This is a genomic window from Algoriphagus sp. A40 (assembly GCF_002002735.1).
Lineage (GTDB): Bacteria > Bacteroidota > Bacteroidia > Cytophagales > Cyclobacteriaceae > Algoriphagus.
The window spans coordinates 124,927-140,289 of sequence record NZ_MUNY01000045.1 but is presented as its reverse complement, the minus strand read 5'-3'; the positions used below and the strand labels follow the sequence as shown (position 1 = coordinate 140,289).

Annotated in this window: 14 protein-coding genes; 7 read left to right on the top strand and 7 right to left on the bottom strand. The window is 47.1% G+C overall.

Annotation, left to right across the window (positions count from 1 at the left end; genetic code table 11):
* Positions 1-31: 31 nt before the first annotated feature.
* The 4 genes from B0E43_RS08115 to B0E43_RS08100 form a co-directional block, all read right to left on the bottom strand.
* Positions 32-952, bottom strand: coding sequence for a nucleotidyl transferase AbiEii/AbiGii toxin family protein (locus tag B0E43_RS08115; protein WP_254423387.1), 921 nt, complete (start codon positions 950-952; stop codon positions 32-34).
* Positions 889-1,689 carry a hypothetical protein gene (locus B0E43_RS08110; protein ID WP_168171917.1) on the bottom strand — a complete coding sequence of 267 codons (801 nt, stop codon included), beginning with the start codon at positions 1,687-1,689 and terminating at the stop codon, positions 889-891. Before B0E43_RS08110 ends, B0E43_RS08115 begins: the two co-directional genes overlap by 64 nt.
* A gap of 382 nt (positions 1,690-2,071) precedes the next feature.
* Entirely contained in the window at positions 2,072-2,314 is a 243-nt protein-coding gene (locus B0E43_RS08105) for a helix-turn-helix domain-containing protein (protein WP_077348450.1), read from the bottom strand.
* Positions 2,307-2,531 (bottom strand): helix-turn-helix domain-containing protein, encoded by a 225-nt coding sequence (locus B0E43_RS08100; protein ID WP_077348449.1) that lies wholly within the window; start codon positions 2,529-2,531, stop codon positions 2,307-2,309. The genes B0E43_RS08105 and B0E43_RS08100 overlap by 8 nt, the downstream gene beginning before the upstream one ends.
* 786 nt (positions 2,532-3,317) lie before the next feature.
* On the opposite strand from B0E43_RS08100, the gene B0E43_RS08090 reads away from it, so the two are divergent.
* The 3 genes from B0E43_RS08090 (at position 3,318) to B0E43_RS08080 (ending at position 9,600) form a co-directional block, all read left to right on the top strand.
* Positions 3,318-4,979 (top strand): TlpA disulfide reductase family protein, encoded by a 1,662-nt coding sequence (locus B0E43_RS08090; RefSeq protein ID WP_077348447.1) that lies wholly within the window; start codon positions 3,318-3,320, stop codon positions 4,977-4,979.
* 1 nt (position 4,980) lies between these two features.
* Positions 4,981-8,166 carry a SusC/RagA family TonB-linked outer membrane protein gene (locus B0E43_RS08085; RefSeq protein ID WP_077348446.1) on the top strand — a complete coding sequence of 1,062 codons (3,186 nt, stop codon included), beginning with the start codon at positions 4,981-4,983 and terminating at the stop codon, positions 8,164-8,166.
* A gap of 117 nt (positions 8,167-8,283) precedes the next feature.
* Positions 8,284-9,600 (top strand): RagB/SusD family nutrient uptake outer membrane protein, encoded by a 1,317-nt coding sequence (locus B0E43_RS08080; protein WP_077348445.1) that lies wholly within the window; start codon positions 8,284-8,286, stop codon positions 9,598-9,600.
* 55 nt (positions 9,601-9,655) lie between these two features.
* Here the strand turns inward: B0E43_RS08080 and B0E43_RS08075 are convergent, their stop codons facing one another.
* Positions 9,656-9,928, bottom strand: a complete 273-nt coding sequence (locus B0E43_RS08075; protein ID WP_077348444.1) for a DUF6520 family protein — start codon at positions 9,926-9,928, stop codon at positions 9,656-9,658.
* Between the two features lie 350 nt (positions 9,929-10,278).
* Positions 10,279-10,713: a MauE/DoxX family redox-associated membrane protein gene (locus B0E43_RS08070; RefSeq protein WP_077348443.1), complete on the bottom strand. Its 435-nt coding sequence runs from the start codon at positions 10,711-10,713 to the stop codon at positions 10,279-10,281.
* A gap of 283 nt (positions 10,714-10,996) precedes the next feature.
* On the opposite strand from B0E43_RS08070, the gene B0E43_RS08065 reads away from it, so the two are divergent.
* The 4 genes from B0E43_RS08065 (at position 10,997) to B0E43_RS08050 (ending at position 14,765) form a co-directional block, all read left to right on the top strand.
* Positions 10,997-12,562: a terpene synthase family protein gene (locus B0E43_RS08065; protein WP_077348442.1), complete on the top strand. Its 1,566-nt coding sequence runs from the start codon at positions 10,997-10,999 to the stop codon at positions 12,560-12,562.
* A gap of 4 nt (positions 12,563-12,566) precedes the next feature.
* A complete protein-coding gene (locus B0E43_RS08060; RefSeq protein ID WP_077348441.1) occupies positions 12,567-13,424 on the top strand; it encodes an RteC domain-containing protein in 858 nt (285 codons plus the stop codon).
* Between the two features lie 78 nt (positions 13,425-13,502).
* Positions 13,503-14,339: an RteC domain-containing protein gene (locus B0E43_RS08055; protein ID WP_077348440.1), complete on the top strand. Its 837-nt coding sequence runs from the start codon at positions 13,503-13,505 to the stop codon at positions 14,337-14,339.
* Positions 14,340-14,354: 15 nt separating this feature from the next.
* Complete coding sequence (locus tag B0E43_RS08050) at positions 14,355-14,765, top strand: hypothetical protein (RefSeq protein WP_077348439.1); 411 nt, start codon at positions 14,355-14,357, stop codon at positions 14,763-14,765.
* A gap of 274 nt (positions 14,766-15,039) precedes the next feature.
* Here the strand turns inward: B0E43_RS08050 and B0E43_RS08040 are convergent, their stop codons facing one another.
* The gene (locus tag B0E43_RS08040; protein ID WP_077348437.1) at positions 15,040-15,321 is read right to left on the bottom strand and encodes a hypothetical protein; all 282 of its coding nucleotides are present in this window, start codon (positions 15,319-15,321) and stop codon (positions 15,040-15,042) included.
* Positions 15,322-15,363: the final 42 nt, after the last annotated feature.

The following is a 15,363-nucleotide window of genomic DNA, read 5'->3' as shown; positions in this document are numbered from 1 at the left end:
TTCTCTTCCAAATCACTGATAGTCGCCATATTTAGAATACCCGATTTAAAAGTTCCACAATTTCATTTTTCACGATGGTGTAATCAGCCATATTTTCATTTGCTATCTGATGTCCTAAACTGTTCTTCCAAGCTGCCTGCAGCCGCTTGTCGTTTTCGTCATTAATCATCTGGTCGATACCGGTAAATTCCAGCCCTTTGAATTTCATCTTTTGATGATATGCTTCCACAATTTCCGACCAATTGAGATCTGTTACATTCTGTGATAAATACCAGATATCGTAAAAATCCCGAGGTGCAGTGTAAGAGCGCTGGATCAATGCTCTGAGCTTTTCAGCCAGTACTTCTTGCAAGGCATAGCATGGTACAGACTGGGCTGCTTCAGACAGTTGATCGCTGTACTCATGATGTACATTTCGATTTTCCGGAGAGAATATCATCTCCTCATACAAAATGATCTCTATTTTGATAGATGTCTGCCAACGCTCAGGTGGCGCAGGTGCTTGGTTTCTGGGATGATCAGCGCCCCAGAATTTGACATTGGCTGCAAAACCGGTTGGTAGATCCTTAAACTTCAGTTGTTTCAGCTCTTGGACAAAGAGCGGTATTTCCGCTCTTTCAGTGACCAGATTTACAATTTTGTCCAGTAGTTTTTTGTCTAGGACAAAATCCGAATCAATGGCCGTGAAGTCCAGGTCTTCCGAAAAACGGTAATCTTTAAAATAACACTTCCTTAAGCAGGTTCCGCCTTTAAAGATAAGTTTATCGCGACACTCAGGGATAGAAAATATAGCATCCACAAAGTGTCCCAAAACCCAATCTTTATCGATGGTGGTTTTGGCAACTCCATTTTGCTCTGCAATTTTTTCGATTTCCTTTTTAAGTATCATTAATACTGTTTGTTGACGATATCCATAATTTCTTCCGCAGAAATATTCAATTTCAGTTTCCACTCTCCATTGTATTTCCCGGTATCCGCACCTAATGGATCCAGAGGATTAAAGGTTTGCGTGAGCTGGTCTTTAGCAAAACGGATAAAGGATTTCATTCCTTTTTTGTCCAGCAACTCTGCCAAATAACCTATGCGCTTGGTGGCTGCCAGGTTGTTTACGGCTTTGCAGTATTCCATCATTTTCTTTGCCGAGAGTTTCGCTTTTTCGAACGCACGGATCAGCTCGGCATAGCCACCAGAATGTTGGGGAAGGTCAAAGCAATCCACTAGGGTTTTCTCTACATCGGTGATTGCATAGCTATGGTTTCCATATCCTTCTTTGATTATCCCTGTTCTTTTAGTGCGGGTTATTTTCACAAACTGGTAAGTCACCCCGAAAACCCGTTTTGGTGGTTTTACTTTGGTAGTTTGAATGAATACGGAATTGGGGAACTGCTCGGTAAGGCCATGCAGGTTTAAAGCTGACCAATAAGCTACAGCTCCATCTTCCACCAAACGGGTACCGATTACTTTTTCATCCCGAAAGTTGGAGTGGCAATATTTTCCGCGTTCAATGCGGGAAAGGACTTTTTTGTGCGCCAGGTTTTCGACCAGTTCATTGATATTGTCAAATTGGTCAGCCGACAATTCTTTTAGCTCCTGTAAGGTGAAAATGTCCATCTCAAACTCATCCAGCAAAAGCATCATATCTATTTGCTGTTGCGTTAGATTTTCGGAAATGTAGGTGCCTTTGGCCATTATATTTTGGTTTGGTATAAACCCTAAAAATTGGGGTTTATCCTTTATCGAAGTAATATTCGAATATAAGCTTCATTTTCAAAAAGTCAAGGCCTGGAATTGATCAAAAGATTGGCCTTATAAGTAAATTTTTGGCAAGATGTGTCTATGAATTTTGTATTGATCAACCATTTTAAGTTTTGTACTGCATTAGGGGTTTCTTTTCCGTCACTGACGCAGTTTAAACTTATTTGAAATGCCAATTGAAAGCAAGGGTTTATTTTTTGAAAAAGGGAGAATTACGGCAATTCATGTCATATTTTGACAAGAGAGACTCAAATAATTTAAGTTTGAAAAATATCAAAAGAATATTCTAGAAATTATGTGAACCAATAAATCAAGCTTAAAGAACAGGCTCATCAGGCAAAAAGTCTTTTGGAGAGCATTCTAATTCTTTTGCCAAAATATTCAAGTGATTGAGATTGTATTTACTCGCGTTGTTTGGACTTTCAATTTGGCCGATAAAACCTTCCGTTACTCCTAAAAGAGCAGCAATATCCCTCTGTCCAAGTTTGCGGTTTTCTCGGATTTCTTTAACCTTTTGGATTACAGCTAATTCAAAATTTGATTTTCTAATTTCAAACATCAAATAATTCCTTCGGTTTGACTTGTAAGCCTTTGGCAATTAGAGCAATCATACTTATCGACGTGTTGACCTCAGCTCTTTCTATTCTTCCCACTTGGCTTAAGGTAAGACCAGTTCGATCCATTAGTTCTTCCTGGGTGATTCTCTTTCGATTTCGGATTGAAACAATTTTTTTACCCACCTTTTCAATGAATTCTTGATCTCTGTATTGTGCCATGTGGCAAAATCAAGAGTTACTTAAAAAATTATTAACGCAAATTTGCGCTATTTTACTTTTTTACTTATTATTACCAAGCCTTTAGATAGGTAATTGCGAAGCTCTCGAAAATCGAATGCATTTGCACTTATACGTCTCGCCTTAGGAAACTGCCAATTTTCAACAGGGCGCGAGAAGATAAGTGAAATGCTCACGCCATTTGGCGTGGGCTCTTCTCTTCTGTGTCCCTTGGTATGGCAGTACCTCTAAGACGGAGGGTTGAGTTACCACGCCAAACTTTTTTGGCTGGTTCTTAATCCGGACGTTGAGGATATAAACCCAAGTACCAATGGAGCAGGTATCAACTTTTACTTTTTGGAATGGAATCCCGGGAATTTCCGAGAGGATAAGGGATAGCCTGCATGCGCCGGTCTGCTTAAGTTGCAAGCAGCTACAGAAAAACATCATCAAACAGCCCACCTAAGTTTGATCAGCATCCCTGAATATTCGGTGCTAGCCCATATTCTGCTTTCAGGGATTTATTTGCCTCAGGACAGCATCCCGATACCAGGGAGGTAGCGCTGTCAGCCCACTTTAATTTCTTATTGCTTGAGCTCTGTTTGCCTTTTGGCAAGCGGAATGGCTTTGTATTGCCTCTTAAAAAAGGTTTCAGGGAGATTTGAATCCCCGCGACCTGTTTTATGAGTCTATACTTCTCTTTTCCCTGACCGGAAACTTAGGTGGTTGGGTAGGGGATCTTGTAGCCTTTCCAGAACTCCGGCTTTCATTCTAACTCCTTTTGAAAGCATGAAAAAAAATCTATTCACATGCTTCCTGGCACTGCTATGCCTTGCCGGAAGCGCAGCACTGAGTCAAGTTGTTCAGTCACCCAGGGCCGATCTTCTTCATAGGTTCGGCGGCCCCACCGTCTCCCTACATTCAGGAGACACCCATCGGGGCGGGATTGCCCGTCCCGATACTTTCCCACCGGGAACGCTGTATATCGAAGTGACCCATGCCGAAGGGGTAGACTCCCTGAGTCTCCGCTTTTGGGAGCATCTGGTCAGTGAGCGGATGAATGTAACCCCGGGGCAACCGCTAAGGAGAGCCACTCTCGAAGGGAATATGTTTGAAGGAAACAGAAACTTCCGGGTAGCGGAAATCCCCTTTCCCTCAGCAGAAAGCTTCGGGTATTTCAATGTCAGCTATGGCAGAAACCGTCTGATCCGCCAATGGATTTACTTTCCTCAGGATCGGGTAAGAATCCGCGGAGACCTTTCCTCGGGCTTCCTGCTCTTTGGAGGGCCGGATGGAGACTTTTATAGGCTACAGCACGAGGTTGACCGGGTATTCAAAGAGGAGGAGTTCAATACAGATCCAATCCTTTTTTCCCCGGACGCGGAGTTTTACCGCTCGGATTCGGTTTCTGAGCGCCTCTGGAATCAGTCCCGTATCCGACCGGAAGATCTCTTTGTGCAGATGCGCCTGATCACCGACGCAGAGTCCGCATGGGGAGAGGTGGAATCGTATATCTCTTCCTCCTGGCAGGATCATCCGGCTATGGCAATCTTGGATCGGTACAGCGGGTTGCTTGCTTCCGGTCGATTGGATTTGGTAGAAGCGGCGATCAAAGGACAGGTATTGGCTACCGGGATCAAAAAGGCTGAGCTCGCCTGGCCCGCAATCCGGCAAGATCCTTCTAAGTTGGCAGGACTCAGGGAGTGGGTAGAGACCTTTGGGCTTAAGGGACAGGAATTTTCCCATCCGCTTTTAGTCCAAGCGTACTATCAGTATGCGCTGATGGAGTCGCATGCCACGCAGGTACCCATCGAGCAGGTGTATGCTCCGCTTCCCAATCCCCTGAGAGAAGAGGTCATTGCCTTTTACATTCTGGACAACTTTAACCGGATGGAAGACAGACTGCCATCAGTCATCTCCCAGAATCTTCCCCTAGTGGAGTCCGATTGGATCCGCCAGAGGTTTGATGGGCTTTTGTCCAACGCTGGAGGGCAGTTTTCATCCGATGGAATCTACCTGCCCGACGGAAGCCAGCTCAGTCCCCCGATGCTGGAAGGGAAGACGGTATTGATCCATTTCTGGATTTCGGGATGCAGGTTTTGCCTGGAAGAGCACCAGCGGGTAATGGCCCAGCTCAGCGAGCGGTACCGGGGAAGTGAGGACATACTGGTGCTGACCGTCAATGCCGATGCCAGCCCCGAGAGTTGGAAGCAAAGCCTGGCTACGGGAAAGTACACTTCGGAAAGCGCACTCAATGCCTGGGGGCCCCGGGGAACAGGAATCCTCGAGTCCTACTCCATTTATTCCTATCCCCAGAAAATGATCATCTCCAAGGACGGGACAGTCAGACTGCAAACTATCCTTCGGATGGAGCCAGAAGAGCTGATCCGGCGCCTGGAGCAGGATGCCGCTCCCGACGCTGCCCTGTTGAACCTACCTAACCCATATTAATATGAAGAGATATCTTATTTGTTTGTTGCTGACTGTATGCCTCGGCCACTCCCTATATTCCCAAGTAGCTGTACTCAAAGGGCGGGTAACGGATGAGTCCGGCCTTGCGCTCCCGGGGGCTTTTGTCCGTCTGATGGATACGGACTATACCGCCCTCTGCGATGAATCTGGTAGTTTCACCCTGGAGGCTCCTGCTGGAAAATACAGCTTGACGGTTTCCTATATCGGAATGGAACCGCAGGAACTCTCAGTCGAGTTTCCGGCTGCCGGACTGTTGGAGATCCGACTGCTTGCCCAGTCACTGGACCTGTCGGCGGTCGATGTGGTCTCCACCGGGTATCAGCAGATCCCAAAGGAAAGGGCGACGGGCTCCTTTGCCCACTTGGATCAGGAACTGGTCCAGCGAAGGGTAGGGGCAAACGTGCTGGATCGCTTGGAGGATGTGACTTCTGGGCTGATCTTCAATCAGGGTCCACAGGCTGCCAATGATCCGATTACCATCCGTGGAAGAAGTACCATCTTCTCCAATTCCCAGCCGCTGATTATCGTGGACAATTTCCCTTACGATGGCCCAATGGAAAACATCAATCCCAATGACGTGGCCAGCATTACCGTGCTCAAGGACGCGGCCGCATCCTCGATCTGGGGAGCCCGGGCGGGAAACGGGGTGATCGTAATCACTACCCATAGGGGAAGAGAAAGTCAAGCCCTGCAGGTCAGCCTGAATTCCAACCTGACGGTCACCGAACCCAGGGACTTGTTTCATATACCGCAGATGTCCATACCGGATTTTATCGGGATTGAGGAGCAGCTCTTTGGTTCCAACTTCTATCGGGCCTTGGAAACCAATGCAAACAAGCCCAAGTTGTCTCCGGTGGTCGAAACCCTGATCGCACGTCGGGACGGGAAGATCAGCCCTGCCGAGGCCGATGCGCGGATAGCTGGCTATCGCCAAGCTGATATCCGAAGGGACATCGAGTCCAATTACCTCCAGCCATCCCTAAACCAGCAATATGCTTTGGCACTGAGAGGAAGGGGAAAGCAGCATAGCTATCACCTGTCTCTGGGGTATGACCAATCCAAAGCAGACCTGATAGACAACAGTTCCAGCCGGTGGACGATGGCAGGAGGAAATCAATGGAAATTTCTGGGGGAAAGGCTAGAAGCGGGTATAGACCTGAATCTTGCCCGGCAGCAAAGCAACACCAGAACTGCATTGCCCAATGGCTATGCCTATGAATCCCTGGCAGACGAAGCCGGAAATCCCGGTCTGGTCACTCAGCTCTACAGTACCCGCTACATCGAATCGGTTGAAGGCCGGGGGCTGTTGGATTGGAGGTACATTCCCCTGAATGAAATCGGCAAGCTCGACCACAGGACGGAAGCCTACGATATCAGGATTTCTCCTTCCCTCAAGTGGAACATCACACCCGATCTGGGTTTGGGGATCTACTATCAGTATTGGTCCAATCTTTCCTCGGGAAGAATCCGGAACAGTCAGGAGCTGTTTTATACCCGTGACCTGATCAACAAATATACTCAGGTGGGTACGGATGGGGCCCTCAGTTATCCCGTTCCCATGGGGGATGTGCTGGATATCAGGGAGAATAAGTCCTATTCCCATACGTTCAGGCCCCAGTTGACTTACGCAAAAGTCTTTGGCAGTGCCCATTTTCTGAACGTGCTTGCGGGTGCGGAAATCAAAGACCATCAGGGACTGGGTTTCTCGGACCGCTTCTATGGCTATCAGGATGACATGGGCAGCAGTGTGCCGGTGGATTGGATCAGTCGCTATCCCATGTACTTCAATCCGGGCTCACAGGTCAGCATCCTCTCGGCGCAGTCCCACTCGGGGACGACGGATCGTTTCGTATCCTACTATGGCAATGTGGGTTATGATTACAGGCACCGGTACTTCCTGACGTTGAGTGCCCGGAAAGACCAGTCCAACATCTTCGGGGTGGAAGCCAACCGGAGAGGGGTTCCCCTGTGGTCAGTCGGTGGAGCCTGGATTCTTTCTGAGGAGAAGTTTCTGAGCGGTTCCAACATGCCTTTCCTGAAATTGAGAGCGACTTACGGCTACAGCGGAAATGTCGACAAACGCCTTTCTTCCGACGTTACCGCCCGGTATGTCAACTTCCTGTTTTACGATGTGCTGCCACAGATGCGGGCTGCTGTATTGGTTAATCCTCCCAATCCCGATTTAAGATGGGAAAAGATCCGGATGTCCAACCTGGCATTGGACTGGGAGACTCAGAACGGTTTGTTTGCGGGGAGCTTGGAATATTATGCCAAACACGCCAGTGATCTGTTGGGAGAATATTCGGTTCCGGCCTCCTCCGGACAAACCAGTTTTACGGGGAATTTTGCGGAAACCCAGACCAGAGGGATAGATCTCAGCATGAACGTTCGCTGGTTTCGGAAGTCTTTCGGGTGGAGTACCAACCTGCTGTTAAGCCAGGTCCGGGAAAAGGTATTGGACTTTGAGAAAATACCGACGGTCAATAACCTGCTGGGAACGGCCTTTTCTGCGGCTCCCCAGCCTATCGTGGGCAGACCGCTCTATGGAATCTACAGCTATCATTGGGCCGGACTTTCTCCTGACAAGGGAAACCCCATGGGCTATCTGGACGGGGAAGCAAGCGAAGATTATCTGGGGATGAGCAGGGCGGCAACCATCGAAAATCTTCAATATCACGGACCTGCCCGGCCCACGGTTTTCGGAGCGTTACGGAATGATTTTTCCTACAGGGGCTTTGCCTTGTCTGTCAATATTTCCTATCGGTTTGGCTACTACTACAAAAGGAGGTCCATTGACTATTTCACCCTGTTGAGAGGAGAGATCGGGCATGGTGACTTTGACCGGCGATGGCAGGAGCCCGGTGATGAGGAGTTTACCCAGATTCCTTCCTTGCCCGCAACGGCAGATACCCGGAGGAATGCCTTCTACTCCAATTCCGGGGCATTGATTGAAAAGGGAGATCATATCCGGCTGAATGATATCAGGCTGTCTTATGGCTTTGCCAAAGACCGCCAGCCTTGGTTGCCCTTCCGTTCGGCGCAGCTTTATGGCTATGCTCACAATCTGGGTATCCTGTGGAAAGCCTCCGACGACGGGCTGGATCCGGATTACCAGACATCCAAGCCACTGAGGTCAGTTTCATTCGGTCTGCAGATCGATTTTTAATAGTAAAACAGGGTAACAGGAGATGACAGTTTCTCATAAGGTTAGTTGATATAAACCCAAGATGCCTCCCGGTCAGCCTTGCTGACCACCCTTTTCCTAACCCTAAAAAGCAAAAAAATGAAGAATATCAAATACTTATGCCTGTTGTTAGTTGCTCTGGCAGGATTGGGTTCCTGCGAGGGTTACCTGGACGAAAAGTATGAAAAATCCATCTTGGTGCCCAAGTCGGTGGAAGATGTCCGGGCCTTGCTGGACTATTACACCACCTTAAACGACAACCCACTGATTGAATTTATCCAGTCAGATGACTGGGTGACAGACGATGCAAACTGGCAGCGGTTGGCCCCGTGGGAACAGAATGCCTACCTCTGGCAGGAGCAGGTTTTTGAGCCTGTGGAGCGGTCTACGGACTATTCCAAACTCAACCGAAAAATCTTTACGGCAAATGTGTCCCTGGACGTGCTGGAAGATCTGGGAAGTTCGGAGGAATCACAGCAGCTGAAGGGAGAGGCATTGTTTGTCCGTGCTATGGCTTACTTTCAGTTGGCACAACTTTTCTTGCCTTCTCCGATGCTTGGTGAAGGGGAGGTCAAGATTCCCGTTAAGCTCATTGCGGAAGTGAGCCAACCGGCGCAATGGTGGAATGTATCGGAGGTTTTGGCGCAGGTGGAGCGGGATCTGCTGGACTCCTTTGAGCTGATGCCTGCCGGTTCCCAGTTCAAAAACAGACCCAACAGGAGGGTAGTCCAGGCGGTTTTGGCCAGACTTTTCCTTTACACAGAAAGGTGGGAAGAGGCTCTTGAGGCATCAAAATATGTATTGGAACTTGAGGCGGATAAGCTGATGGACTACCATAAGATGGACGCTTTGGCGCCTTACCCATTCAAACTGTTCAACTCAGAGGTGCTGTACTATGGGATCACGAGCAGCTTTTCGGTGACGGCGAGCGCGGCAACATTTGTCAATCCGGATTTGACGGAAAAGTATCAGAAGGGTGATCTGAGGACCGGATTGTTTTTTACAAAAGGTGCGAAGGGGAGTCTTTTCAAAGGTTCCTATAACGGTGACTACAATCTGTTTACCGGAATTGCGCTTCCGGAGCTGTATTTGACAGGAGCTGAAGCTTTGGTCAGGATGGGAAGGACCCAAGATGGATTGGATTTGTTGGGAATTCTTGCCCGGAATAGGTACCGGACACCGGAGGATTGGGAGTTGAATCTTTCAAGAAATCCGCTGGATTTGGTATTGGAAGAGAGACAGAAAGAGCAGGTATTTAGAGGTACCCGCTGGATGGATGTGAAACGCTTGGCTGCCAGGGGAGAAATGGAGGAATTGCCTTTCAGAGAAATAGGTGGTCAGCGTTACCAGATATCCGAACCAGCCCGCTTGTATCTCGGAGTCCCGGCTTACGAGCTAGATCTGGAATTCAGGTGAGAGAAAAAAAGCCCGGGATCATGAGCCCCGGGCTTACCTTAAAAGCTTTTGAAGCTTACCTCAGGGGAGCAATCCCTCTGTTAACAAACATTTTGTCCTCACCGGGGTTTAGTGGGTTTCCGTTTGGCGCATCGTACAGACAATGCTCGTCTTCGGCCACGTCACAGGTATAGGTGGTCGGTCCGGGAGTCACTCCAGTCACATTGATCCATTGGTTTGAGTCCTCACCGTATTGGTTGGTCGCCTCACCCTTGGGAGAAAATGCGAAAGCAAAGGTTGCTGCCAGCGCCAAAGCAAGTGCCGGCAGGAATTTTAGTATTCTATTCATCGTTTTGCCCTGTTTTTTAACCCATCAAAAACAGGAAAACCGTTTGTGATTGTTTGCCTACTCTGTCAGGGGTTTTCGGCTTGGCCCCGGGTTTCACCAGATGTGGACAGTGCTCCTTACACCTACTGTCCTCCGGAGCGGTGAAATTTTCTGATCACTGATCTCCTCCGGGAATCGGAGGATGATCTTTTCTTGAGGTATTTTTTGGGTGGGGATCCGACCAATGTCCCTGCCCGTTTTTTATAAATTGGATCTATCTTTTTCCCCTTCCTTTTGTTATTCTAGTTTGTTAAATTGTCAGATAAATAAGAGAATCGAGAATGGATTTTTTGCAACGCGCTGATTTAGGCTTAACACACTAAAACGGAATCCTTGGATTCCGTTTTTTTTGAACCGGCCAGTAAGCCCGTGATGCCAATCAGGATAAGGAAGCAGTTAAGCCAGAAGTGGGCAGACCATCCCATGTCGTCTATCAGTCCTGCACAACCACAAGGAATTCGTGGAAAAGCTCCCACCCAGATCAGTCCCACGTAGGTGTTGAAGATGGTAAGGAGGAGGATGCTTGAGAGAAATCCCGACCATCTGGTGGCTGAAAAGAGCAGGAGCAGGGCAATCAGCAACTCAACTCCGGGTACTGCATAGCTCAGTATTTCCGCCAGATTTGGCGGAAAGGTTTGATTGTGAAATGCATTCCAGGTTTCGTCCCAGCGAATTAATTTGTCCAAGCCTGTGTAAGTCCAGACAAGTATCAATACTATCGTTGGGATTGCTTCTAAAGCCTTCATTTTTAGAGTGTTTATTTTACATGGATAAAACTCCGTGAATTTTGAAGCAATGGCCTCACAGCTGTGATCAAATATTTTTTTTGGGGACAATGTCCCATTTTTTAGTTTGAACTATCAATTATTTGATGATTTCCTAGGTTTTTTAAATTGTATAAACTTACCTTATAGTAGTCGAAAGAATACTCTTGCGAGGAGTGTTGTCCCAAATAGCCTATTCCCCTGGGAATATCTTTCGACTCAGGGGGATTGATCTCTGTTACTTTTTTAAACATAAAAATTGGTCATGAAAATCGAAATGGATTGGACTCCCGTTCATTTGAAGCCTTTGCTGGACTATATGAACAAGGTGTCTGAAAAGGAGTACCAGATGCTCACTCCCTATTTTGACTTAGGGAAAACGAAGCCCCGCGAGGTTATCTTAAAATCAGGCACGGTAGAAATCGAGTCCAGATTAATTCTGGAAGGGATGATCGGGAAATTTTATCGGGGAAAATTAGTGAGGCTTTATGTGAAAGGGGATGTTTGCGTGGAGCTGGAATCCTATGCCAATCAGCAACCCAGCAGGTTTGAAATGAAGGTGCTTCAGGCAGCGAAATACACCCGCCTTTCTTACAAAAACGCGAATTTGATCCTGGATCAATTTCCCAAGTTTATAGACCTGTCCGACGAGCTTTACCGAATAGCTAGGTATCGGGAGCAAGAATGGGAGGCGATACGGAATTTACCCTTTGATCTGGGAAGAGCGGAGTTGAAGAAGAAATTTCCCGGAATAGAAGCTATCCTCAGCCAAAAACAGTTGGCTGATTTGCTGGGTGTTGACCGGAAAACCATATCCAGGATGAATAAGAAGGATTTGGCAACCGCCCGGTATTCCAGGATCATCAAGTATTACCGCGAGAATTTAAGCTACCCTTTCGAGTCAAAGATTCATCAATCGGTAGATCTGGTGGACAATCACACCTTAGTTTGGGGGTCAGTCTTCCAAAAGATTTTTACCGGCACCCGGGATGAGGGCCTCTACAAAAAACTTCAGTTGTCATGGCTTTCTGCCAGGTTGTATCCCGATGCCAGCCGGGAGAACCTGTTATGGTTGGCCAAGTTGTATGCCCTCCTTTTTGCAATGGATGATTTCACAGATCAGTTGCCAACCGGTATGAAGGTGGAGGTTTGGGAGGAAATTTCTTGTGCTATCCATGGCGTGCTTGAGGGGAATAATTGCATCATTTTGCCGCAATCAATCCAGGCTTACAGAAATGCTTTTTATGAGTTGTGGATGAAACTGCCAGGACTTGTCAATCGGGAGCAGAGCTATCTTGATTATTTGAAGCAGGAATTCCTGGAGTATGTCCAGTCAAACACCTGGGAGGCAAAAAACCGGGATCTTGAGATCATTCCGACTTTGGAAGAATACAGAATTCAACGACCGCTCTTTTCGGGTGGACAGCTCGCCATCTCTTTGACTCCACTGGGAATGGAAACTGCCTTTGAGGACATTAAAGATTCTTTTTTGACTTCTGGGGAACTGAGAGACTTGGCTGCCAAACTGATCTATCTGACCAATGATTTGTTTTCCTATGAGAAGGAAAAAGATCTTGGAGACTTTCATAACCTGTTGATCCTAAAAAAGCATCATCAGGGGATCAAGGAGGAGCAGGCACGGGAAGAGATTGTTGAAGAGCATAAGGAGGTACTCAGAGAGTTTCTTAATAAGTCCGCTCGCCTTGAGACAAGTGAGGACATGTACGATCGAGAGATCTTGAGGCAGATACAGTACAAGATTTCAGGGGCGGTCAGTTGGTCGTTATACGATACCACCCGGTATTTGAAGATGTTAAACGAAAGTGATTAGCAGGATGGGGAGCATTGACGAGGTGAGAAGCATTTTGGAAAAGCTGGAAAGAGAATTGGCGAAATTTCCGGTAACCGGAGAAAACCGGATGATGGCGATTGAGAGCTCCTTTTATTTGGTGGATGAATCAATTGAAGTCCTAAAAGGGAGAGTCAAGGGGTTTGAATTCAAAGATGAAAAGGAGGAAATCCAATTCTTCAAGCGGTTTATGGTTGAGCTGTTCTCCAAGTCTCATTTCTATTCCGAACTGTTTCATATCGAATCGGAAAAGCCGGTGGATTCTCCAAGGGAGATCCTGGTGTACTATCGAGGGAAGATGGAAGAGATTAAGAAATACTTCCAGCGGAATGTTGGCTTGAACAATTACCTCCTCATGGGGAAAACACATCTGGATCGGGTGTATTTCCTCAGAAGCTCCGAGTCTCCCATACTCTATCCCGACCTGGTTCACCATACATTGGATTCCAGCTTTTGCACGGTTTACACGATTTATTTTGGGCGACTCCAGGCGATGGCGAGGCTGATGGACTATTTGGCAAATGAAGTCTCGCCATACGGTCAGATGGATGAGGGTGATGTTGCAAAAGGGGTGGATGAGGCGGCCGGATTGTATTGGACAGGAACCAAAGTAGAACTCGTGGAACTGGTTTACGCGCTGAAGGCCACTGCGGTGGTGAACAGTGGAAGCGTAAGTGTGGCTGATTTGGCGGCTGTGCTTGGAAGAGCCTTTGGCAGGCAGCTTAGAGGCTACTATAAAACATTCGAGGAAATCCGCTCCAGAAAGAAAAGCAGGACCTTTTTTCTGGATAGATGCAAATCAAAATTGGATTCCTATATCGAAGAATATGAAGGAAAAGAATGATTGAAGAATTGAATAAGAAAACAAAGGGCTTTTCTTGAATTGAGAGCAGGTAGAGCCTGGAACTAAAACAAGGAGGATATGAAAGCATTTGCAGAAAAGCTTTTGGAGGAGATGGAAAAGACACTGAACCAATTGGCCCGTGAATCTTCCAATGAATTGCAAAAAGCAGAACGCTGCGGAAAGGCAGTGAACACGATTTTGATCCAACTCCGAGAGTATATGACCGGCTATCAGTTCGGGGATCAAGAGGACGAGATTCTGTTTTTCAAGTATTACAAACCCCTGTTTTTCAAAGAGCTGATTTTCTATTCCGAGCTTGCCTACCTCGAGTCTTCCAAGCCAGTCGGAGAAAAGGAGAAGATAAAGATCTTTTACCATCATGTCGTTGATCAGTATCAGGATTTTTTTGCCAGAAACCACCAGCTCTACATCTACCACCAGTTGGAGCGGGACGATCTGGACGGTCAGTTTTTCCTGAGGAATTCCAAGCCTCTTAATCTGATACCGGACTATTCGGTTGATTTCGACCCCTTGTTTTCCACTCCAAACAGCAGTAAGCTGGCTAAAATTATGGCTCTGGAGGAAATGATTGAACACATCCGCAGGAAGATTGATCAATTGGAACTGGGGGTGGAGGCCAATTCTGTTGAAAAATCCAAGCATAGATGGACGGATTCCAAGTCTGCCCTAATTGAGCTGGCCTATGCGTTGCATTCCCGCGGAGCGGTGAATCATGGAAAAAGCGATGTCAAGATGATCATCAAAGTTATGGAGTCGCTTTTCGATGTGCAGGTGGGGAATTTCTATCGGACGTTCCAGAGTATGCGGATACGGAAAAAGAACCGGACGATTTTTTTGGACAGTCTCAAAGACAGTCTGGAAAAGCGGATGGATGAAACGGATATGGGGTATTAATCTAACTATTCAGGTATGTTTTTTTATGATTTGTTAGCCTGGGTCATCATAATCGGGATTTTCGCCCAGGGATTATACATGCGCTATTGGGTAGGGAAGCGACGCTTTCTAAGAAGGGGACCTGGAGGTCTTCAGCATTTTTCCAGTTATGGGAAGGGGCTTTTTGATACCGCGGTTGAAGGATTGGTGATGTGGTTGAGCATTCCGGTTATACTTATCGGCATGTTTTCGATATTCATTTGGGTTGTCCTTTTCAGAGATTCCATAAAAGACGCGTTGGAGAGAAAGGCCAAAAAGGAAAATAACCTAGAGGTAAGGCCCACTTCCTCGTCTCTCGGAACAGGGCCTTACCTGATAGAAAAAGACAGCCTGTTTCCCGATTTGCCTTCCATACTTACAGGCAAGGTCGGGAATCAAGCTGTCTAGATCAGCAAAGCATTTTTGACGCTTAAAGGAAGGTGCTTTTGAAGATCAAAACCGGAAATTTTTACTCCGCTTCTTTCGATCCCGAACTTTCGGGGTATTGGTTTCCGACTCCGTAGTTTTTGGCATTTCCCGGGAAGAAGAATTTTTTTCATATACTCCTTGGATGAGCTCATCAATGAAGTCACTGTCTCTTCCAAATGAAGTCAAGGGATTCGCATCCGGATCGATCCGCCTGCTTGTGTCTGGGATTTCGTTTTTTTCCGGTCCCATGATTTCAGCTTTGGAGGTTGATTTCCCTGAGTTTCGCATTTAGGCAGGTCAGTCCCGATTTTTCCAGACAATCGTCGATGATGGTTTGCAGTTCCGCTGCCGACTCTTTGGAGATCCGGATAATGCCATTTTCCAGGTCTGTTTTTTGGTTCATTCCCCGGGCGATGACCTCGGTGAGGAGAAGGATTGTTTTGCGGGGGATTTTCAGGTCGATCTTTACCGGATCGTGCATACCGGGTACTGCCAAGAGGGTTTCAAAGAGGATTTCCAATGATGTTGTTGCCATTGTTTTTGGGGTTTAAGTGATGTTGATAATTGTTTTCAATCT